Genomic DNA, 20,604 nt, shown 5'->3' with positions numbered 1-20,604 from the left:
TTAAATAACAAATGACTTTACAGCACGGCGAAGAACAACAATATAATCGCCATCTTATTTTAGATGAAATAGGCCTTTCTGGTCAAGAAAAAATAAAACAATCTAGCGTTTTAGTCATTGGCGCTGGTGGTTTAGGCTGTCCTATTTTACAATATTTAACAGCCTCTGGCGTTGGAAAAATCGGAATAATAGACGACGATACTATTTCGCAAAGCAACTTACAACGTCAAGTGTTATACACACATAACGACATAGGCAAACACAAAGCTAAAGTAGCCGCAAATAGATTATCGGGATTAAATCCGTATGTGAATTTTGAAGTTTACACGGAAAGACTATCAACTAAAAATGCCTTAACTCTATTTAGTTTATACGATATTATTGTCGACGGAAGCGACAATTTTCCGACACGCTATTTAGTTAACGACGCGGCCGTACTTACTAATAAACCAGTTGTTTTTGGATCTATTTTTAAATTCGAAGGGCAGGTGTCTGTTTTCAATTATCAAAACGGCCCTACATATCGTTGTTTGTTTCCAACGCCTCCAGAACCTAATACAGTTCCAAACTGTTCTGAAATTGGCGTTTTAGGCATTTTACCAGGAATTATTGGCAGTTTACAAGCGAATGAAGTGATTAAAATAATTTGTGGTATTGGCACCGTTTTAACTGAAAAACTCCTCACTTTCAACACGCTTACGATGCAACAGGTTATTGTAAACTATAAAAAGGACAATTCTGTTACAATTAACCATTTACAAGACAATTATAACCTTTTTTGCGGAATAACAGCGAAACCGCTTACTGAAATTACGTTGAAGGAGTTGAATACATTAGAAGACCCCTTTATATTATTAGACGTACGAACGCCTTTAGAACGCGAACATTTTAATATTGGAGGTTTACATATTCCGTTACAGGAATTAGACCGACGGTTTAAAGAATTACAGACTGAAAAAGATATTATAGTGTATTGTAAAGCCGGAATGAGAAGCGAAATGGCTATTCATGTTTTAAGAGAAAAAGGACTAAAAAACACTCTCATAAATTTAAAAGGCGGCTTGTTTTATTAGCAGAAGCCTACTTAATAAACCCAATAGATCTAGCGTGTGCTATGGCTTGCTTACTAGATTCTACCAAAAGCACTGGTGTGGTTTTATAATTTTCTAAAAGACCTCTAACACGTTCCATTCGCTTATTATGATTTACACTTCTTAAATAAATTACTTTAATTCTATCGGGATATAATTCTGCAATTTCAATGTAGATATCGGGGTCGTGCTCACCACTATCACCAATTAAAATAAAAGGCAAATTGGGATATGTTTCAAGTAAATTTACAATCTCCTTTTGCTTTTGAGGTTTTTCGTCAATAGTTTTCTTTTTAAATAAACTATCAAAATTCCGCAGTAAAATAGGGCCTTTCGGAAAATCGTTTTGTTTCAAAAAGAGTTTTAGGTATCGGTATAAATTCCACGGACTATGACTCACATAAAAAATAGGATTTGCTTCGTCACCTGAAATCCCACGATGTAGTAAATGATAAAACTCTGGAGCGCCTTCTAAAGGTATACGTGCGAGTGCCGACTTAAAAATACTATTAATTATTAGTCGCCATTTTAAAAAGGACACGACGCCAGTATGCAAAATAGTATCATCGATATCGCTGGCCACACCAAAGTTAGCTTGAGACGAGGGTATTAAAATTTCAGCCGGAAAACTATTCTTGTTTTGTATGTTACGTTTAATATTAACATCGCTATAGCTTACTTGACAAGGCAACCATCCCTCACTATTGGTTAGAGATTCTAAACCAACCAGTTCTGCTTTCACCTTAAAATACCCTTTATTATCGGTGGTTGTTTTTAAGATTTTTCCGTTTGGTAGTTTTATATCTAATGTGGTATTTCGAACCTCATCAACCTCTAAGCGTTTATAAGAATTTATAAGTAGATTAATCCACGTTTTATTTTCGAGGTTTATATTTTCGTCCTCGAGAGCTCTACCTTTTAAATAGAAGTGCGTATTTGTGCCATAACTTTGGAACGCTATAATTTGAAGAGGATCTTTTTTAAACATACTTATCGGTATCGATCGAAACAATGAAGATATCATTTTTCATAAAAAAACCACAGGATATCCTGTGGTTTTTTTCTAAATATTAAATCGTGGTTAGCGTTTGTCTTTTATTTTAATCTTAAAATCCTCTACCTTTTTTAACTGGTTTCTTACTTCATCCTCGGTGCCCGTAAATTCTTGAGTTTCAACTTGCGTTTCACCGTTAATATTACGTTCTATAGTTACAACAGCCTTAACCATATTGTTGGTCTCATTTTTTGTCATTTCTACAGACGTATACGTACTATTTGATGATACATTTCCTGCTGCTTCTTCTTTACTTATAAATTTCACAGTTTCTGTGCCGTCTAAAACGTGCTTTTCCCCATTTTCATCAATCCAGATATTAACTTCTTGTTGTTTTTCAACGGAAACAGAATCCGAATGATCTCCTAAAATAGGTGCAATTACCAATCCGATTAAACACGTTAGTTTAATTAAAATATTCATTGAAGGCCCAGACGTGTCTTTAAACGGATCACCGACAGTATCTCCAGTAACTGCGGCTTTATGAGCATCAGACCCTTTAAAAGTCATAACACCATTGATTTTTACCCCAGCCTCAAATGATTTTTTTGCATTATCCCAAGCACCGCCAGCATTATTTTGAAAAATTGCCCACAACACACCAGATACCGTAACACCTGCCATATACCCGCCAAGCATTTCGGCAATATCTAAAGAGTGCATACCGAACGCCATTGGTACAAACGCAATAACTAAAGGAAAACCAATGGTTAACAAGCCGGGTAACATCATTTCTCTTAAAGACGCTTTGGTAGAAATATCGACACATTTATCGTATTCTGGTTTCCCTGTACCTTCCATAATTCCCGGGATCTCTCTAAACTGTCTACGCACTTCTTGCACCATTTGCATTGCTGCTTTACCTACAGCATTCATTGCTAAAGCAGAAAACACAACCGGAACCATTCCACCTACAAATAGCATTGCTAACACTGGTGCTTTAAAAATATTAATACCGTCGATTCCTGTAAACGTTACGTAAGCCGCGAATAAAGCCAAAGAAGTTAGTGCTGCCGAAGCAATCGCAAATCCTTTTCCGGTAGCAGCTGTTGTATTCCCTACAGAATCTAATATATCTGTGCGTTGGCGAACGATGGGTTCTTGCTCGCTCATTTCGGCAATTCCACCGGCATTATCTGAGATTGGTCCGAAAGCATCTATCGCTAGTTGCATTGCTGTCGTTGCCATCATCGCCGAAGCCGCCAAAGCCACTCCATAAAACCCTGCAAAGGCATACGATGTCCAGATTGCCGCTGCAAATAACAATACTGAAGGAAACGTAGAAATCATACCCGTTGCTAAACCTGCAATAATATTTGTTCCTGCCCCCGTGCTTGATTGTTCAACAATTTTTAAGATTGGTTTTTTACCCAAACCGGTATAATACTCAGTTACTGAAGAAATAACAGCCCCCACAAATAAACCGACTAAAGTGGCATAAAACACCCGCATAGAAGAAATTTCCTTCAAACCTTCTCCAAAATAATTCATCATCATTTTTTCTGGAAGCATCCAATAACACAAACCAAAACAGGCGATCGCTACTAAAATAATCGAAGTCCAATTTCCAATATTTAGGGCACCCATAACCTCAGTTTCTTTAGCGTCATTATTTTTAATTTTCACGAGCATCGTCCCAATAATAGAAATAATAATTCCTACACCTGCAATCGCCATTGGTAGTAAAATAGGACCGATACCTCCAAAAGCATCGTCTATGTTTCCACCCATATCTTTAATTACATAATTCCCTAATACCATTGCGGCCAACACGGTCGCCACGTAAGACCCAAATAAATCGGCACCCATTCCGGCAACATCCCCCACATTATCCCCTACATTATCGGCAATAGTTGCAGGATTTCTAGGATCGTCTTCTGGGATTCCAGCCTCTATTTTACCCACTAAATCGGCACCAACATCGGCTGCTTTAGTATAAATTCCGCCTCCCACACGCGCAAATAAGGCTATGGATTCTGCGCCTAGAGAAAAACCTGCTAGGGTTTCTAAAACAATAGTCATTTTATCGGTTGAGATCCAAACGCCATCCATAAAAAAATAAAAGAAAAAGATAAAGAATGTCGTCAGCCCTAATACAGCTAAACCTGCAACACCAAGTCCCATTACGGTACCACCACCAAAAGATATTTTTAAGGCATTTGGCAAACTAGTTTTTGCGGCTTGCGTTGTTCTTACGTTTGTTTTTGTAGCGATTTTCATTCCCATATTACCAGCGAAAGCCGAAAATATAGCACCAAAGATAAAGGCGACAACTATTAACCAATGTGTCGTATCGACCACTTGAGAAACGATAAATAATAGCACACTAACTATAATTACAAAAACGGTTAGGAGCCTATATTCTGCGCCCAAAAAAGCGAGGGCTCCTTTATAAATGTGATCTGAAATCTCTTTCATTTTACCATCTCCAGCATCTTGTTTTAAAACCCACGTTCGCTTTATCCACATATAAATTAAACCCAAGAATGCCATAGCAATTGGCATATAAATCATCATTGACTCCATATTTTTAGTTGTTTGATTAGTTAATAACCTCACTAATGTAGGAAAATAATGTGATAGTAAAACCAAATAATTAACTAACAATTAAATAACTAAAGAATTTTGCGCATTAAAAAACCCACTCGAAATGAGTGGGTTTTGAAAAACTAAGGACTGTACTATTTAATCTTTTGTCTTGTCTTTAAAAGCATCAAATTCGCTTTGTTGCACTTCTCTTGGCCACGAATTATTTGCTGTATCAACATCTGCAGTTTCTAACTTAGGATCTACAGTTATTTTTACAATTTCTTTTCCTGAAGCAATTACTTTACTCACTTCTTTATCGTTGAGTCTCCATATTTGCGCCGGATATTTTTCAGTTTTACTTGTACCATCGGCATAAGTAAATTCTACAATTACAGGCATTACTAATCCGCCTGGTTTATTAAAGGTAACCTCGTAGAAGTATTTAGGCTGCTCCATTTTAGCTCTTTCTTGTGGCGTGAAGTTATCCATTAAATACTCTTTTAACGATGAGATGTCGTTTTCTAAGTCTCTATTGTTTTTCAAATCATCAGAAAATTCTTCCGTACCTTCTTCAATATAATACACTAAACTTTTAGAATCTATATTATAACGGTCTGCAATTTCAGCACCTTCTTTATTAGGTGTTGCAGACACGTGGAATTTCTTCACTGATTTAATTCCGATATCGACGTAATCTGTCGAGTAAAACCAACCTCTCCAATACCAATCTAAATCGAATGCCGAAGCATCTTCCATTGTACGGAAAAAGTCTTCAGGTGTTGGGTGTTTAAACATCCAACGGTTGGCATACTCTCTAAAGGCATAGTCAAATAACTCTTCACCCATAACAGTTTCTCTAAGAATATTTAAGGCTGTTCCTGGTTTTCCGTAGGCGTTATTACCAAATTGGTATGTATTTAAACCTTTGGTCATAATTGGTGCGATATAATTTTGATCACCACCCATGTAATCTACAATTTTTGCTGCTGGTCCACGACGTGAAGGATACGATGTTTGCCCTTCAGACAGTGCTGTAGGATGCCATTTTCCAAAATCTTGTTCTGCTACATATTGTACGAATGTATTTAAACCCTCGTCCATCCAAGTCCATTGGCGCTCGTCACTGTTAACAATCATTGGGAAAAAGTTATGTCCTACTTCATGAATAATAACACTCATCATCCCAAATTTAGTTCTATCACTATAGTTACCGTCCTTATCTGGACGACCATAATTCCAGCAAATCATTGGGTATTCCATACCTTGTTGTTTTGCGTGTACTGAAATAGCCTTGTGGTAAGGATAATCGAAAGTCATTCTAGAATACGTTTTTAAGGTACTAGCTACTGCTTTTGTAGACCAATCTTCCCATAACGGATTTCCTTCTTTAGCATACAATGACACCGCCATAACGTCTCTATCTCCTAATTTAACGGCCATCATATCCCAGATGTATTTTCTTGATGACGCAAAACCAAAGTCACGCACATTTTCTGCGTATAGTTTCCACGTTTTTGTTTTACTCGATTTACTTTTTTCAGCGCGTTCAGCTTCCGATTGCGTTACAATTACAACAGGCTCGTCGTAAGACTTTTTTGCTTTCTCGTAACGTTTCATCATTTCTTTCGAAAATACTTCTTTTCTATTGGTAAGCTTTCCGGTTCCATCTAAGATATGATCTGCAGGCACTGTAATGTTAACTTCAAAATTCCCAAATGGTAAAGCGAATTCATCACGCCCCCAGAATTGAGAGTTTTGCCATCCTTCGACATCATTATAAACAGCCATTCTTGGATAAAACTGCGCAATTACGTAGGTTCTATTACCATCTTCCGGAAAATACTCGAACCCAGAACGTCCTCCATCTTTAACGTGGTCGTTAATAGTGTACCACCATTTAATATTAAAAGAGAACTTTTCACCTGTCTTTAGAGATTTCGGCACTTCAACACGCATCATTGTTCTATTAATCATGTGCGTTAAAGGTTTCCCGTTAGTATCGGTAACCGATTCAATGTTAAAACCACCGTCGAACGTTTCTGCCAAATGATTTTTAGCAAAACTTGCAGCTTGTTGTACTGGCGCAACCTTACTTGATTCAATTAAAGGCGACTTAGAATCTTTAGCTCTTACGTTTTGATCTAATTGCACCCAAAGATAATTTAAAGTCTCTGGAGAATTATTGGTATAAGTAATCGTTTCTTGACCACTAAGTATTGCTTTGTCATCGTCTAAAACAATGTCCATTTTATAATCGGCTTGCTGCTGATAATAAGCAGGGCCTGGTGCGCCAGAAGCCGCTCTAAACATATTCGGAGTAGAAAACTCCTCGTAGAGTTGTTTAAATTTATTGCTGTTTGTATGCCCCTCTTGAGGTACACGTTGGTCTTGCTGCTCTTGTTGAGCAAAAACACCGATAGTCACAAACATAAATGACAAGAAATAATACTTAATATTACGCATAGTTTGATTTTTTTTTCAAAATAGAATTTGAAATTAACATTTTAAATTATCAAGGCTTAAGATTTGTTAAAACTTTAACAAACCTTTATCCTTTTGGGGAATGAGAATAAAGGATTTATTTTTTGAATTGATATGTGTTCGTACAATATTTTTTTGATCTGGAAAAATATCAAACAACACCTCGTTTTTAATTTCGAAACTTTTAATATTCTTGACATTACTAATTTCTAAATAACAGTTTACAATATCATCGGTATATTTTTTTCCCAGATATTTAATAGTGACTGGAGAATTGTTAATACTAATTTGAATACGGGACAACACATATTTTTCGATATAATTATCCATTAGCGCATTGTCTATATTATCGTTCAAAACCAATGATGCATCGTAACGTTGGCGTAAAACATTCTCAAAATCATCGATAAAGATTCGCGTAATAATTTGTACCGATTCTTGCTCTTCGAGATAATCGATTTGGGTAACGCTAACGTAATATTTGTGTGCAGCCGTAAACGCCAGTAAAGGTAAAATTAAGAGTAGTGCTATTTTTTTTAGAGTATTCATAGTTAAAAAATTTCAATTACAAATTTAACCATTAGTTTCAAAACGTATTCCCAAAGTCTGTTATTCTTTAAGATTAAGATTTTTTTGATACTCTTTATATTTTTCAATCACAAAATCGAACATTTCAATATTGCCTCCGCCGATATGGTTATTAAAATTTTCATCTTCAGCACAGAAATAGAAAAAATCCATTCTACGTGAAGTCTCTAACGGGTAATTATTAAAGAAAGCGGCTCCCAATTTAGCTATTAATTTTTGCATAGCTTCTGTATTTGCCTCTAGTGCGACTCGTTGTTTAAGCCTTTTTGTTCTTCCAGATAACCCATTTAGTATTGGGTTTATTGGTACAGAAAGCACAAGAATCCCGATAAGCATACCTGGTTTAAAATCTCCAGCTTCCTGCAGTAGTCGTTCGCTCTTTGTTTTTCTTTTTCCTTTATAACCTGGAATACCGACATCGTAAAAATCTATAGGTTTTTTAGCTTTCGAGTTCGCAATATCATCGTATAAGTTTCCAGATAATGTATTTCCTAATTTTACTTCAGCTAATGCATTGACTTCGATTTCTAAATAGAGTACAATACGTTTGTTTTTAAGATGTGTTTCTGTAATTACTAAGGTTACTTTTTTATATTGAATAGAACTGATTTCCAATTGGTCATTTACAGCAACTTCAATGGTAAATTTCCCATTAGCGTCTGTAGTCGTGTTTTGATTTTGTGTGGTATTTATAACATGAAGACCTTCAATAGCATCACTATCTTCTGAAAACACTTCGCCATCAATAACTAGTTTTTGCCCTTGAGCGTAAATAGTAAAGAGTATAAGAATGGAAAACAAGTATGTAACTTTATTCACCTGTCGCTTTTAAAAATAATTCGCTTTGTTTGTGTAAATAAGCGACCCGTTGAAATTCGTTACTATCCGTTAGTAATATTTCAGGGCCATCTTGAGATTCTAAAAAAGAAATGAAATCGGAGACCCTATGTACAGGAATATTATAATTTTCTATATAATAGCTTTTTGGAAAGGCATCTGCCCATTTAGAAATAGGGGTTTCTAGCCTGGGGTCTTTAAAATTACTTGTATCGTGTTTCTTGTTTTTAAATAACAACCCCACTAAAGCTCCCAAAATAGCGATAGCATCAGCTTGGTAGCGTATTTGACCTTGATTTATGGCACTATTTTCAACGGCCGAATACTTATCATCTGGCATATCGAAATTTTCAAAACTACCAAAACTAAATACAATTGGAGTCACTAATTTAACATTAGCTACATCGGTTTCTAAATTACCGGTTAAATCATAGGGTAATAAAATCACCTCCGCTAAACTATTTATTTGTTCCACTAAATATATTTTCAGGCTTTTTGACGCTATGACCGCCGCGGTTATTTTAGTTTTAAACGGTTTTAATTGCAGGGCAGAGACTTGAATTTCGTCATTTAAACCCACACTAATTTTAAATTCACCATCGGCATTGGTAATAACCCCTGTATTCGTCGACGCGTTAAAAATAGTAACATTTTCTAAATCATCGACATCGACATATATATTACCCAAAACCTGGACACGTTCTGGTTCTTGCGCATAAAAGGTAGTAACACAACATAAAAATGCTGTAAAAAGTAAAAAGCGCTTCATTTGGAATGGTTTAGTAACGTAAATAAAGGTTTTCATATCTAAATATAAATTTAAAACACTTTTAAACTTTTGTTAAATATATGCTTTGCCTAAATTTACAATAATTTCTTAATACAAATCAATCTTTAACGCTATTAACATCTATGAAACATTTAATTATTGCGAGTACGTCTACCGTGTTTGGTGGCGCACCTTTAGATTACATTTTAGACGCCCTCACAGAGTTATATAAAAATACAGATACTATATTATTTATTCCGTATGCAAGGCCTGGCGGCATATCTCACGAAGAATACACTAATAACATACAACTAGTATTCAATAAAATAAACAAAAAAGTAGTTGGCATTCACGAATTTGAATCGCCAACAGAAGCGCTTCAAGAAGCAAAAGGCATTTACGTTGGTGGAGGAAACACCTTTGTTTTAGTTAGTCAATTATATAAAAGCAACTGTATAAACACCCTAAAGGAGGTCGTTTTAAAGGGAACGCCGTATTTAGGCACAAGTGCGGGAAGCAATATTTGCGGTTTAACAATGAGCACGACAAACGATATGCCTATTGTGTACCCGCCAAGTTTTAAAACATTGGGTTTTGTGCCCTTCAATATAAATCCGCATTATTTAGACCCTATCGGCGGCAATACACATATGGGTGAAACCCGCGAAACGCGAATTAAAGAATTTCATCATTACAATACGCCCCCTGTTGTGGGATTAAGAGAAGGAAGTTGGATTGAAATAAAAGGAGACACTATGCTTTTAAAAGGCCCCTTAAAAGCGATTATTTTTGAATACAAAAAAACTCCGTTTGAAATTGAAACCGGAACATCTTTAAAAGACATAAAATAAAAAAGCCTCATCGTGAGATGAGGCTTTAGAGCGAGAGACCGGGTTCGAACCGGCGACATTCAGCTTGGAAGGCTGACGCTCTACCAACTGAGCTACTCTCGCGTTTCCGAGTGCAAAGATACTTAAACATTTCAGTTATTAACAAGTAATTTTTAAAATTTCTTTAAAAAATGATATCCGAGTATTTCATAGCCTTGATTGTAGTAAAATTTGTGCGATGGGTAATTTTGAACGTAAGTATTTAGCTCTGAAGCTTTGCACCCTTTAGATTGCGCATAATTATCGACCCATTTCATTACTATTTTACCTATACCTTGACCCTGAAATTTTTCACAAATATAAATGTGGTCTATCTCAACAGATTTCCCTACATAATGACGCGTCATAAACCATAAACCACAGATTCCTATTAGTTTATCGTCTTTATAAACACCCAAACACTCGTAATTCTGAGTTACCATTTCTAAAAGTCGCTCTTGTAAAACAGCCTCAGAATTTGCATTATTAGACAATTTCTGCAGAAAAGGGATGATTATAAAAATATCGTTGGCGGGTATTATTTTAAATGAAATAGACATAGTCACGTTTTTTCCTCAAAAGTAATTAATTTTGAATTGTAGACATATTTTTTACGCTGAAGTCTAACTAGACTATTTTAAGCGTAAGTATTGACATAAAATCACTTCTTAAATTGATATTTTTAAACAATGAAAAAACTAAAACATCTCTTATGCATTCTTTTATTAATAATGGCATTTACTCCTAAAGAAAGTAACGGCCAACACACTATTTCAGATGAAGAGTTAATAGGAAAAGGAACTCCTACCCTATTTGGAAACGGTTATTCTATTAGAGAAGAAGCATACCAAGCCTTTTTAAAACTTAAAGCGGAAGCTTTAAAAGAAGGCATTACAATTTCGGCTGTTTCTAGCTACCGCAATTTTAATCATCAAAAACGTATTTGGAATAGAAAATATAACACCTTTATTTCTCAAGGACTTTCACCTAAAGAAAGTATTGCTAAAATTATCGAATACTCAACTATTCCAGGCACTTCGCGACACCATTGGGGTACCGATATCGATATTTACGATACCAGCGTAGCAAGACCTGCGCGCATTTTGCAATCCAAAAATTATCACGGCAATGGGGTTTACTGCAAACTTAAAGACTGGATGGATAGCAACGCTGAACGCTATGGCTTTTATTTAGTTTACACCGACCTCTACCAACGAAAAGGCTTTAAATACGAGCCATGGCATTATAGCTACAAACCCCTTTCTAAACCTTATTTAGAGGCCTATGGTAAGCTTGATATTTCAAAATTATTAAAATCTGAAGGGCTTTTAGGAAGCGATTATTTTGATGAACCCTTTATAAAAAAGTACCTCTCGGAAAATATTTTAGATATAAATCCAGAACTTTTGTAAATTTAAACGTCAAAAAAGTAATGTATTATGAGAAGAGGCGGATTAAAAGGTAGAATAATAATTGGAGTCGTAATTGCTGCTTTTGCGTTGTTCCAATATTTGAGCAGACAAGAAACAAATCCTTATACAGGAAAAAAACAAGCAATTTCTATGACGGTAGATCAAGAAATAGCAATGGGTTTGGCGAGTCGCGAACAAATGGCGCAACAGTACGGTGGTCTATACCCAAACGAAGAAATGCAAGCACTGGTAGATGAAGTAGGCAGGAAATTAGTGAATAACAGTATTGCGCAAGAAACACCTTACCAGTACGAATTTCATTTACTCGCCGATAATTCTACGATTAATGCTTTTGCTTTACCGGGCGGTCAAATTTTTATTACCTACGCTTTATATTCACAATTAGAAACCGAAGACCAATTGGCAGGGGTTTTAGGTCACGAAATTGGTCACGTGTTAGGGAAACACTCTGCAGAACGCATTGCAAACTCAGACCTTTGGCAAGGCCTATCGTCGGCCGGGAGTTCTGTTGGCAATGAAATTGGCGGACTAATCGCTCAAGGTGGAAACGGCATATTACTTAAAAACGGACGTGGCGACGAATTAGAAAGTGACGATTTAGGGGTGCGTTTTATGATGAAAGCGGGTTATAACCCGGAGGAAATGATTAAAGTTATGGCCATTTTAAAAGCGGCTGGAGGTTCAAATAGGGTTCCTGAGTTTCAAAGTTCGCACCCAGATCCAGATAACCGCGTCGAAAATATTAGAGCATCGATAGAAAAATATAGGAATAATAATTAATTTCTTAGTAACTTTCTACTACCAAATGGTAAGATAACTGCATAAAAAAACTAAAATAATTATTGTTAATTATAATCGTTTAACGCGTCGTTAAGCACCGTTTTCACGGCATCTGCTCCGTGCATATTAGCATACTCTCGCCGTATACCCCTTGCTTGATTCTGTATTTAACGCCGCTCCTTTTTCAATAAAACGTTTTGAAATTTCAACTCTATTGTATTTAGCAGCGTACATTACCGGCGTCATTCCATCCCATTTTTTGATTGATATATTCCCTCTAACTAATAATTTAACAACTGTTTCTACGTCGCCTTTTACAATAAATATGCAAAAAGAATTCACGTTAAAAACAGTTTCTATGTTGTTATTATTTACAACAAGTGCGATGGATTTTGCAGTAACGGTAACGAAAGAGAAAACGAATACAATTGCGGAAATGAGGATTGATATTTTTATAATAAATGATTTTGATTGATGATTAATGTATTTATTGATATACTATAAAGTCAACACTCTTGTAAATCTGTTACAGTAAGCATAAATCTCTTTTTTAGCAGTCAATAGTCAGCTAAGCACAACCCCAAACTGTTTTTAAAACACAGTATAACGCTAGTTTTTAAAGGAGTATTCTACATTGTTTTAACAAACTTCAGTACCTTTGCGAACAGCTAAATTTTTGAAAATAATGAACAAAAAAGTTATTTTAATGATTCTTGACGGGTGGGGTAAATCTCCAGACCCAAAAGTATCTGCTATAGACCACGCTAACACTCCTTTTATAGACAGCTTATACTCCAAATATCCGCATGCACAACTTCGCACGGACGGTTTACATGTGGGTTTACCAGAAGGTCAAATGGGAAATAGCGAAGTAGGCCATATGAATTTAGGAGCGGGCCGCATTGTGTATCAAGATTTAGCAAAAATAAATGTAGCTGTAGAGAAGCAAACATTGGCTTTAGAGCCGGTTTTACTTAATGCGTTTCAGTATGCTAAAGAAAACAACAAAGCAGTTCATTTTTTAGGACTCGTTAGCGATGGCGGTGTGCACTCACATATTAATCACTTAAAAGGATTGCTGGAGGTTGCCGAAAATTCAGGTCTTAAAAACACCTTTATTCACGCGTTTACCGATGGTAGAGATGTCGACCCAAAATCGGGAAAACATTTTATTGAAGATTTGCAAAATTACACCACTAACAAACACGCTAAAATAGCAACTATAATTGGTCGCTATTATGCTATGGATAGAGACCACCGCTGGGAACGCGTAAAATTAGCTTACGACGCTTTGGTAAATGCAGACGGCGAACATTCTATAAACGCTGTAAAAAGCATTCAAAAGAGTTACAACAACGGTATTACAGACGAGTTTATAAAACCCATTGTAATGGTAGATGAAAACAATACACCGTTAGCAACTATTGCAGATGAAGATGTGGTTATCTTTTTTAATTTTAGAACCGATCGCGGTCGCCAACTTACAGATGCTTTATCACAACGCGATTTTCCTGAATTCGATATGCATAAATTAAATTTACATTATGTTACGTTAACGAACTACGACCAGAATTTTAAAAATTTACACGTTGTTTTTAATAAAGATAATATTACTGAAACTTTAGGAGAGGTTTTAGAGAAAGAGAATAAAAAGCAAATTAGAATTGCTGAGACTGAAAAATATCCTCACGTTACTTTTTTCTTTTCCGGCGGGAGGGAAACACCATTCCTAGGAGAAACGCGTATATTAAAACACTCTCCAAAAGTAGCCACTTACGATTTAAAACCAGAAATGAGCGCTTTCGAATTAACCGAAGCTTTAGTACCAGAATTAGAAAAACAAGCGCCAGATTTCGTATGCTTAAATTTCGCTAATGGTGATATGGTAGGCCATACCGGCGTAATGGACGCTGCAATAAAAGCGTGCGAGGCTGTAGATACTTGTGTAGAAAAAGTAATTACCACGGCTTTAACAAATGGCTACACAACGCTTTTAATTGCCGATCATGGTAATTGTGAAACGATGATAAACCCAGACGGATCGCCAAATACAGCGCATACTACAAATCCGGTTCCGGTACTTCTAATAGACAATGAATTAACCACAATTAAAGACGGTATTTTAGGAGATATCGCACCAACTATTTTAAAATTGATGGGCATAGAACAACCAAAAGCGATGACCCAACATTCTTTAATTTAACCCCGATTTAGAGTAAAACTGTATTGTTATGATGAAAAAAGGATTGATAATAGCCGTAGATTTTGATGGAACTATTGTAGAAGATGGCTATCCGGGTATTGGAACGCCAAGATTATTTGTTTTTGAAACTCTAAAACGACTTCAAAAAGACGGACACCGTTTAATTTTATGGACCTACAGATCTAGTAAAAAATTAGAGGAAGCCGTTGCCTTTTGTAGCGACAACGGTGTTACCTTTTATGCCGTTAATAATAGCTATCCGGAAGAAGAGTACACGGCTTCAGTAAGTCGGAAAATTCATGCAGATTTATTTATTGACGATCGTAATATTGGTGGTGTTTTAGGCTGGGGTGAAGTCTATCAGATGCTCACTAACGACGCTCCACAACTTCCACAACCTAAAAAGAAGGGGTTATTTTCATTTCTGAAAAAATAATTACCCTCTCGACAACTCAAAATACTGCTTATCTATGATTTCTTTATGGTCTGGATGTGCAATATTAACTAACGCTTTTACACGCTCTTGAATGGTTTTACCATATAAATTTGCTATACCATATTCGGTAACCACATAATGCACGTGTGCTCTTGTCGTCACGACTCCCGCACCAGGCTTTAAACTTGGCACAATACGACTGATACCCGATTTTGTAGTTGAAGGCAAGGCTATTATGGCTTTCCCTCCGTCACTTAAGGAAGCCCCTCGAATAAAATCCATTTGCCCGCCTACGCCAGAATACATTTTAGAACCGATAGAATCGGCGCAGACTTGCCCTGTTAAATCGACTTCAATAGCAGAGTTTATGGCTACCATTTTAGGATTTTGCCTAATAATAGACACGTCGTTTGTATAGTTAGAGGCGCGCATTTCTATAAACGGATTATCGTCTACATAATCGTAAAGTCGCTTAGAGCCAATTAAAAAAGTAGCCAAGGCTCGCCCTCTATTCACGCCTTTATAGTTGCAGTTAATAACGTTTTTTAAAATCAAATCAATCACACCGTCCGAGAACATTTCGGTATGTAATCCTAAATCTTTATGGTTAATTAATCGCGATAACACCGCATTAGGAATATTTCCAATCCCCATTTGCAGAGTACTTCTGTCTTCAATTAAACTCGCCACGTGGTTTCCTATTTGGTTTTCAATAATCGTAGGCTCTACAATAGTATGTACTGGCAGTGGTATGTCGCATTCTACAAACGCATTAATTTCTGCGATATGGATAATCCCTGCGCCGTGGGTTCTAGGCATTTGCTTATTCACTTGCGCAATTACGTAATCGGCATTATCAATAGCTGCCAACGTAGCTTCCACTGAAACGCCTAGCGAGCAATACCCGTGTTGATCGGGCACCGAAACGTGAATTAAAGCAACTTGTAAATCAATTATATTCCGTTTAAATAATAGAGGTACTTCACTTAAAAATACAGGAGTATATGATCCATTTCCTGCTTTTAGTGTATGGCGCACATTTTTGCCTATGAAAAAAGAATTAACGTGAAAACTATCTCGTAATTCTGGGTTTGCATACGGTGCCTCTCCTTCTGTATGTAATTGACATATTTGTACATTTCTTAATTCTTCGTGTCTATTGGTTAACGCCTGAATTAAAAGTTGAGGTGCAGCTGCCGCGGCTTGGATATAAATTTTATTATTAGACTTTACAATTTTTACTGCTTCTTCTGCCGATACTGATGTATACATAATGGAAATTTTAGTTCTACAAATATCGCAAAATTTAAGCATTTAAAAACTGCCAAAAGTCATATTCCATAAACATTATATAGCGCTTTAAATTTATTATATTTGCATATAATTTTTTATGCACATGATAATAGTTAAAACAAGAGAAGAAATCGAATTACTGCGAGAAAGCGCATTAATTGTCTCTAAAACTTTGGGAGAAGTCGCCAAAGCTGTAAAGCCTGGAGTAACCACTTTAGAATTAGATAAAATTGCCGAAGAATGCATTAGAGATCAAGGTGCAATACCTGGGTTTTTAGGGCTGTACGATTTCCCAAATACCTTGTGTATGAGTCCGAACTCGCAAGTCGTACATGGTATTCCGAATAACACACCGTTAGCAGAAGGAGATATTATTTCTATAGATTGTGGTGCAGTAAAAAACGGTTTTTATGGCGATCATGCTTACACCTTTGCTATTGGAGAGATTGCGCCAGAAATCGAAAAACTGTTACAAGTTACCAAAGAATCGTTATACCTTGGTATTAGGGAGTTAAAAAGAGGAAATCGCGTTGGTGATGTTGGTTATGCTATTCAAAAGTATTGCGAAGATCACGGTTACGGTGTCGTACGCGAACTCGTAGGACACGGGTTAGGCAGAAAAATGCATGAAGATCCTGAAATGCCTAACTACGGAAAACGTGGTCGTGGTAAAAAGTTTGTAGATGGAATGGTCGTAGCCATAGAACCAATGATTAACTTAGGTACGCAAAGCATAAAACAACATAACGACGGTTGGACTATTACTACCTTAGACGGTAAAGCAAGCGCTCACTTTGAACACGATGTCGCAATTGTAGACGGCAAACCAGAATTGCTTTCGACTTTCGCCTATGTTTATGACGCCTTAGGCATCACATCTACGGAAGAAGACGAATTTAGACAAATTCCCTTCGTACTATAATTATTATTTTAGAATGAATACTATTGCTCGCATTGAAACCGAATTAGCGCCTCTTAAAAAAGAGCTAAAGGAGCATAAACTTTATAAAAACCTGAGCTCCATTGAAGACGTAAAAATCTTTATGGAGCAGCACGTTTATGCAGTTTGGGATTTTATGTCTCTGTTAAAAGCGCTTCAAATACAGTTAACAACGGTAACTTTACCTTGGATTCCTGTAAGCAATCCTACAATTTCTCAGTTTATAAACGAAATTGTTTTAGGAGAAGAGAGTGATGTTAACGAGTATAATGAGCCACAAAGTCATTTTGAAATATATCTCGATGCGATGCAGCAAATTAAGGCAAACACACTACCTATTGATGCTTTAATTGCCCATTTAAAAAATGGCGCCTCGGTTGAAGACGCTTTAAATAGCATTGATATACATACCGACACGAAAGCTTTTGTAACCCATACTTTTGAAGTAATAAGCACTAATGAAGCACATAAAATTGCCGCAGCTTTTACTTTTGGTCGCGAAGATTTAATACCTGATATGTTTTTGCAAATTATAGCGCAATCTGAAAAAGAGAATAACGCTAATCCGTATAGTAAACTCAGTTATTATTTACACCGACATATAGAAGTTGATGGCGATAATCACGGCCCGTTATCTTTAAAAATGATAACCGAAATGTGTGGTGAAGACTCTAAAAAATGGGATGACGTTTTAGCGGTGGCTAAAGCCGCGTTAAGATCTAGAATACAATTATGGGATACCATAAACAGCCTTATAATTTCTCGTCACGACAAAACAGCATAGCCTTTTTTACATTGAAAAACCTATTCAAATTCTTTTTAAACTTTCTACCGCGACCTTTTTTAATTAGGTTAAGTTATACTGTTCGTCCGTTTTTAGCTTTCTTTCTAAAAGGAGATTCTTTTTTCGACCCTATAGATGGTGAAGGATTTAGAACCTTTTTACCTTATGGCTATGGTAACCAAAGAAACAATGTGTTATCACCTTCAACGTTAAGTTTAGAGCGCCACCGACTTCTATGGCTCTATTTAAAAGAAGAAACCGATTTTTTCTCAGCACACAAAAGCGTTCTTCATTTTGCTCCAGAACAGTGTTTTTTTAAACGTTTTCGCGCCTTAAAAAACTTAAACTATACCACCACCGATTTAGAATCCCCTATCGCCGATGTAAAAGCAGACATCTGTAATTTACCCTTTGAAAATAATAGCTATGATATTGTTTTATGCAATCATGTGTTAGAACATATTCCCAACGATACTAAAGCAATGCAAGAATTATATCGCGTGATGAAACCTGGCGGTTATGGTGTTTTTCAAATCCCTCAAGAATTACATCGCGAAACGACTTTTGAAGACGACACGATAACAGATAAAGCCGAACGCGCTAGACTATTTGGGCAATATGACCACGTACGCGTGTACGGTCGCGATTATTTTAATAAACTACGACGCATAGGTTTTACTGTTGAAGAGGTAGATTATACTGCAATGCTATCGCCAGAGGATATAACCAAATATTGCTTAGCAAAAGGCGAAATTATTCCTGTAGTTTATAAACCAGAGGCTAAATAATGAAGTACGCTTAGTTACTTGATGTAAAAGACATATCATTAACAGCCCTTACAAGTCTGTTTAACGTTAAACGACTCTAGAATGATACTATTTTGCTTGCCTACGAATTAACGGGCCGCTAAAAAGCTCAATCAAACTATAATTTCCAAAGCCGAGATAGAACCATAAAACGGAGTAAAACAGACCATCGCTAAAGGTTTTACCGCCATAAAGATTCGAATACGTCATCGTATTATTCCTTTTTCTTAGCTAATAACTCTTACTCGGGAAAATTATTAAATCCTAAAGATTCGTATTCCTTATTTTCATTTTCGAAGATGATATATCCTTTTAACTCTTTATGTCGTGCCATAAATTGTTTCACGCCCTCAACTCCCATCGCTTGTAACGCTGTTGCGTAACCATCGGCTAACATACAGTTTTTAGTAATCACTGAAGCACTAAGAATCTTCGTTTTTGTGGGATACCCCGTTTTAGTATTAATAATATGGGCGTATTTGTTTCCGTTTTCGTCTGTTTTAAACTTTCTATAAGTTCCAGAAGTCGCCATTGCTTCATCTTTCAATACAAAGACTTTATCGAACGTTTGAGAACCATCGTAATTAGGATTTTCGATACCCACGGTCCATCCTTTTTTACTTTCAACATTACTTCCTCGCGTTACTAATTCACCCCCAATATTAACCATAAAATTTTGAATGTTTTTACTAACTAAAAAATCTCCAATAACATCTACAGCATAGCCTTTAGCAATTGCATTAAAATCGATATAAGGGCGTGGGTAACTCTCTCTAATGGTATTGCCACTTAATAACAATCTATTAAAACCAACGTACTGCATTAAACTATCTACTTTAACGCTATCTAATGGCTTCAAATTCTTTTCAGAACCAAAATTCCAAGCATTGACGAGTATACCAATAGTAGGGTCGAAAACGCCCTTAGTATCTTTAAAAATCTGTTTCGCACCCACAAACACGTTTACAAAATGATCATCTACTACATCAATTTCGTGACGGTTTAATTTTGAAATATCGGAATCCGGTTGATAATTAGACATTGATCTATTAATGACAGCAAAAAGACTATCAAATTGCGTATTGTATTTTTCGTTGCCTTCAGAATGATACGTTACTTCATAAAATGTACCGAATACACCGCCACTTATTTTTGTGTTAACCGGTTCTTTTGTACACGCCGAAAGCACAATTAAAAAGACTATAAGTACGACTGATTTTTTCATTTTAAAATTTATTTAAAGTCAATGAAAGGTGAGTTTTACTGCGCGATATTTAATTTAAATGTGTGTCTATAAACTGAATACCATTGTATTCAATTAAATAATCTTCATTTAAATAGACAGGTAAGTCGTCCCCCTTAGGATTGGCTAGCCCTACACCTGCATATAAAACTTTGGCCTCCTTTTCACTAGCGTGTTTCTTAAAGGATTCCATCCAGATCACATCGTAATTATTAGGATTCTCTGGTAAAATTACCGCTTTAACTATCACAAAAAAGTATTGGCTATTAGCGTCTATACAGACAAACTGCGGATGCTTTTTTAATTTGCTATTTATCGCTATAAATTCGAACCCTCGTTTCTCTAAATCCTTTCCTACGTGGTTCATTGCAAGATTATGCAATTCTTGTTTTGTAAGTGCTTTACTCATTTATAACAGGGCTTTTAAATGTAAATTATTGAACAACAAAAATACAAAAATCTAAATCA

The 20,604-nt window shown here is 36.1% G+C and carries 21 protein-coding genes and 1 tRNA gene; 10 read left to right on the top strand and 12 right to left on the bottom strand.

What is annotated here, in order from left to right; translation table 11 throughout:
- The first annotated feature begins 11 nt into the window (after positions 1–11).
- Positions 12–1,073, top strand: a complete 1,062-nt coding sequence (gene moeB / locus ES677_RS08425; protein ID WP_148381003.1) for a molybdopterin-synthase adenylyltransferase MoeB — start codon at positions 12–14, stop codon at positions 1,071–1,073.
- Between the two features lie 7 nt (positions 1,074–1,080).
- Here moeB and ES677_RS08420 read toward each other — a convergent pair whose 3' ends face one another.
- The 6 genes from ES677_RS08420 to ES677_RS08395 all read right to left on the bottom strand — a co-directional run bounded on the left by ES677_RS08420 (position 1,081) and on the right by ES677_RS08395 (position 9,385).
- A complete protein-coding gene (locus ES677_RS08420; protein ID WP_170235055.1) occupies positions 1,081–2,079 on the bottom strand; it encodes an App1 family protein in 999 nt (332 codons plus the stop codon).
- A 93-nt stretch (positions 2,080–2,172) separates the two neighbouring features.
- Complete coding sequence (locus ES677_RS08415) at positions 2,173–4,671, bottom strand: sodium-translocating pyrophosphatase (RefSeq protein WP_148368376.1); 2,499 nt, start codon at positions 4,669–4,671, stop codon at positions 2,173–2,175.
- 159 nt (positions 4,672–4,830) lie between these two features.
- On the bottom strand, positions 4,831–7,137 hold the full coding sequence (locus tag ES677_RS08410) for a M1 family metallopeptidase (RefSeq protein WP_148368377.1): 2,307 nt from the start codon (positions 7,135–7,137) through the stop codon (positions 4,831–4,833).
- A gap of 66 nt (positions 7,138–7,203) precedes the next feature.
- The gene (locus tag ES677_RS08405; RefSeq protein ID WP_148368378.1) at positions 7,204–7,704 is read right to left on the bottom strand and encodes a DUF6702 family protein; all 501 of its coding nucleotides are present in this window, start codon (positions 7,702–7,704) and stop codon (positions 7,204–7,206) included.
- A gap of 60 nt (positions 7,705–7,764) precedes the next feature.
- Entirely contained in the window at positions 7,765–8,562 is a 798-nt protein-coding gene (locus tag ES677_RS08400) for a carboxypeptidase-like regulatory domain-containing protein (RefSeq protein WP_148381002.1), read from the bottom strand.
- Positions 8,555–9,385, bottom strand: a complete 831-nt coding sequence (locus ES677_RS08395; RefSeq protein ID WP_148368380.1) for a carboxypeptidase-like regulatory domain-containing protein — start codon at positions 9,383–9,385, stop codon at positions 8,555–8,557. Before ES677_RS08395 ends, ES677_RS08400 begins: the two co-directional genes overlap by 8 nt.
- Positions 9,386–9,492: 107 nt before the next feature.
- Here ES677_RS08395 and pepE point away from each other — a divergent pair, with 107 nt between their 5' ends.
- Positions 9,493–10,200 carry a dipeptidase PepE gene (pepE, locus tag ES677_RS08390; RefSeq protein ID WP_148368381.1) on the top strand — a complete coding sequence of 236 codons (708 nt, stop codon included), beginning with the start codon at positions 9,493–9,495 and terminating at the stop codon, positions 10,198–10,200.
- 29 nt (positions 10,201–10,229) lie between these two features.
- Here pepE and ES677_RS08385 read toward each other — a convergent pair.
- Both ES677_RS08385 and ES677_RS08380 read right to left on the bottom strand, forming a co-directional pair.
- Positions 10,230–10,302: transfer RNA gene (locus ES677_RS08385), tRNA-Gly, on the bottom strand.
- 50 nt (positions 10,303–10,352) lie between these two features.
- A complete protein-coding gene (locus ES677_RS08380) occupies positions 10,353–10,778 on the bottom strand; it encodes a GNAT family N-acetyltransferase (protein ID WP_148368382.1) in 426 nt (141 codons plus the stop codon).
- A gap of 129 nt (positions 10,779–10,907) precedes the next feature.
- On the opposite strand from ES677_RS08380, the gene ES677_RS08375 reads away from it, so the two are divergent.
- Together ES677_RS08375 and ES677_RS08370 are read left to right on the top strand one after the other, a co-directional pair.
- Positions 10,908–11,630 (top strand): M15 family metallopeptidase, encoded by a 723-nt coding sequence (locus ES677_RS08375; protein WP_148381001.1) that lies wholly within the window; start codon positions 10,908–10,910, stop codon positions 11,628–11,630.
- 27 nt (positions 11,631–11,657) lie between these two features.
- Positions 11,658–12,431, top strand: coding sequence for a M48 family metalloprotease (locus ES677_RS08370; protein ID WP_148368384.1), 774 nt, complete (start codon positions 11,658–11,660; stop codon positions 12,429–12,431).
- Positions 12,432–12,557: 126 nt separating this feature from the next.
- Here ES677_RS08370 and ES677_RS15880 read toward each other — a convergent pair whose 3' ends face one another.
- Positions 12,558–12,773, bottom strand: a complete 216-nt coding sequence (locus ES677_RS15880) for an ankyrin repeat domain-containing protein (protein WP_170235054.1) — start codon at positions 12,771–12,773, stop codon at positions 12,558–12,560.
- Between ES677_RS15880 and ES677_RS15285 the strand changes: the two genes are divergently transcribed.
- From ES677_RS15285 to ES677_RS08355, 3 genes are all read left to right on the top strand, one after another.
- A complete protein-coding gene (locus ES677_RS15285) occupies positions 12,757–12,906 on the top strand; it encodes a hypothetical protein (RefSeq protein WP_170234406.1) in 150 nt (49 codons plus the stop codon). The two genes, ES677_RS15880 and ES677_RS15285, sit on opposite strands and share 17 nt — an antisense overlap.
- A gap of 210 nt (positions 12,907–13,116) precedes the next feature.
- Entirely contained in the window at positions 13,117–14,634 is a 1,518-nt protein-coding gene (gene gpmI / locus ES677_RS08360) for a 2,3-bisphosphoglycerate-independent phosphoglycerate mutase (protein ID WP_148368385.1), read from the top strand.
- A gap of 31 nt (positions 14,635–14,665) precedes the next feature.
- Positions 14,666–15,070: a BT0820 family HAD-type phosphatase gene (locus ES677_RS08355; RefSeq protein ID WP_148368544.1), complete on the top strand. Its 405-nt coding sequence runs from the start codon at positions 14,666–14,668 to the stop codon at positions 15,068–15,070.
- Here the strand turns inward: ES677_RS08355 and ES677_RS08350 are convergent, their stop codons facing one another.
- Positions 15,071–16,342, bottom strand: coding sequence for an acetyl-CoA hydrolase/transferase family protein (locus tag ES677_RS08350; protein ID WP_148368386.1), 1,272 nt, complete (start codon positions 16,340–16,342; stop codon positions 15,071–15,073).
- Between the two features lie 124 nt (positions 16,343–16,466).
- Here ES677_RS08350 and map point away from each other — a divergent pair, with 124 nt between their 5' ends.
- From map to ES677_RS08335, 3 genes are read left to right on the top strand one after another with little or no spacing between them, the layout of a single operon-like run.
- On the top strand, positions 16,467–17,285 hold the full coding sequence (map, locus tag ES677_RS08345; RefSeq protein WP_148368545.1) for a type I methionyl aminopeptidase: 819 nt from the start codon (positions 16,467–16,469) through the stop codon (positions 17,283–17,285).
- A 13-nt stretch (positions 17,286–17,298) separates the two neighbouring features.
- On the top strand, positions 17,299–18,087 hold the full coding sequence (locus ES677_RS08340) for a DUF3050 domain-containing protein (RefSeq protein WP_148381000.1): 789 nt from the start codon (positions 17,299–17,301) through the stop codon (positions 18,085–18,087).
- An 11-nt stretch (positions 18,088–18,098) separates the two neighbouring features.
- Positions 18,099–18,875, top strand: a complete 777-nt coding sequence (locus tag ES677_RS08335) for a class I SAM-dependent methyltransferase (RefSeq protein WP_148368388.1) — start codon at positions 18,099–18,101, stop codon at positions 18,873–18,875.
- A gap of 259 nt (positions 18,876–19,134) precedes the next feature.
- Here ES677_RS08335 and ES677_RS08330 read toward each other — a convergent pair whose 3' ends face one another.
- On the bottom strand, positions 19,135–20,118 hold the full coding sequence (locus ES677_RS08330) for an FAD:protein FMN transferase (RefSeq protein ID WP_148380999.1): 984 nt from the start codon (positions 20,116–20,118) through the stop codon (positions 19,135–19,137).
- Positions 20,119–20,167: 49 nt separating this feature from the next.
- Positions 20,168–20,545: a Na(+)-translocating NADH-quinone reductase subunit F gene (locus ES677_RS08325; protein WP_148368390.1), complete on the bottom strand. Its 378-nt coding sequence runs from the start codon at positions 20,543–20,545 to the stop codon at positions 20,168–20,170.
- Between the last annotated feature and the right edge of the window lie 59 nt (positions 20,546–20,604).

Origin of the sequence: Bizionia gelidisalsuginis, assembly GCF_008086185.1 — a bacterium.
Taxonomy (GTDB): domain Bacteria; phylum Bacteroidota; class Bacteroidia; order Flavobacteriales; family Flavobacteriaceae; genus Bizionia; species Bizionia saleffrena.
The sequence above is the reverse complement of the archived record's forward strand: the minus strand, read 5'-3'. Positions and strand labels throughout refer to the sequence as shown.

Excerpts from the sequence above, each read along its gene's own strand:
- ES677_RS08370 (WP_148368384.1), top strand. The coding sequence starts at position 11,658 with ATGAGAAGAGGCGGATTAAAAGGTAGAATAATAATTGGAGTCGTAATT.
- map (WP_148368545.1), top strand. The coding sequence starts at position 16,467 with ATGATAATAGTTAAAACAAGAGAAGAAATCGAATTACTGCGAGAAAGC.
- ES677_RS08405 (WP_148368378.1), bottom strand. The coding sequence starts at position 7,704 with ATGAATACTCTAAAAAAAATAGCACTACTCTTAATTTTACCTTTACTG.
- moeB (WP_148381003.1), top strand. The coding sequence starts at position 12 with ATGACTTTACAGCACGGCGAAGAACAACAATATAATCGCCATCTTATT.
- ES677_RS08375 (WP_148381001.1), top strand. The coding sequence starts at position 10,908 with ATGAAAAAACTAAAACATCTCTTATGCATTCTTTTATTAATAATGGCA.
- ES677_RS08355 (WP_148368544.1), top strand. The coding sequence starts at position 14,666 with ATGAAAAAAGGATTGATAATAGCCGTAGATTTTGATGGAACTATTGTA.
- ES677_RS08330 (WP_148380999.1), bottom strand. The coding sequence starts at position 20,118 with ATGAAAAAATCAGTCGTACTTATAGTCTTTTTAATTGTGCTTTCGGCG.
- ES677_RS15285 (WP_170234406.1), top strand. The coding sequence starts at position 12,757 with ATGCAAAAAGAATTCACGTTAAAAACAGTTTCTATGTTGTTATTATTT.
- ES677_RS08410 (WP_148368377.1), bottom strand. The coding sequence starts at position 7,137 with ATGCGTAATATTAAGTATTATTTCTTGTCATTTATGTTTGTGACTATC.
- ES677_RS08395 (WP_148368380.1), bottom strand. The coding sequence starts at position 9,385 with ATGAAAACCTTTATTTACGTTACTAAACCATTCCAAATGAAGCGCTTT.
- ES677_RS08380 (WP_148368382.1), bottom strand. The coding sequence starts at position 10,778 with ATGTCTATTTCATTTAAAATAATACCCGCCAACGATATTTTTATAATC.
- gpmI (WP_148368385.1), top strand. The coding sequence starts at position 13,117 with ATGAACAAAAAAGTTATTTTAATGATTCTTGACGGGTGGGGTAAATCT.
- ES677_RS08420 (WP_170235055.1), bottom strand. The coding sequence starts at position 2,079 with ATGTTTAAAAAAGATCCTCTTCAAATTATAGCGTTCCAAAGTTATGGC.
- pepE (WP_148368381.1), top strand. The coding sequence starts at position 9,493 with ATGAAACATTTAATTATTGCGAGTACGTCTACCGTGTTTGGTGGCGCA.
- ES677_RS08325 (WP_148368390.1), bottom strand. The coding sequence starts at position 20,545 with ATGAGTAAAGCACTTACAAAACAAGAATTGCATAATCTTGCAATGAAC.
- ES677_RS08415 (WP_148368376.1), bottom strand. The coding sequence starts at position 4,671 with ATGGAGTCAATGATGATTTATATGCCAATTGCTATGGCATTCTTGGGT.
- ES677_RS08340 (WP_148381000.1), top strand. The coding sequence starts at position 17,299 with ATGAATACTATTGCTCGCATTGAAACCGAATTAGCGCCTCTTAAAAAA.
- ES677_RS08350 (WP_148368386.1), bottom strand. The coding sequence starts at position 16,342 with ATGTATACATCAGTATCGGCAGAAGAAGCAGTAAAAATTGTAAAGTCT.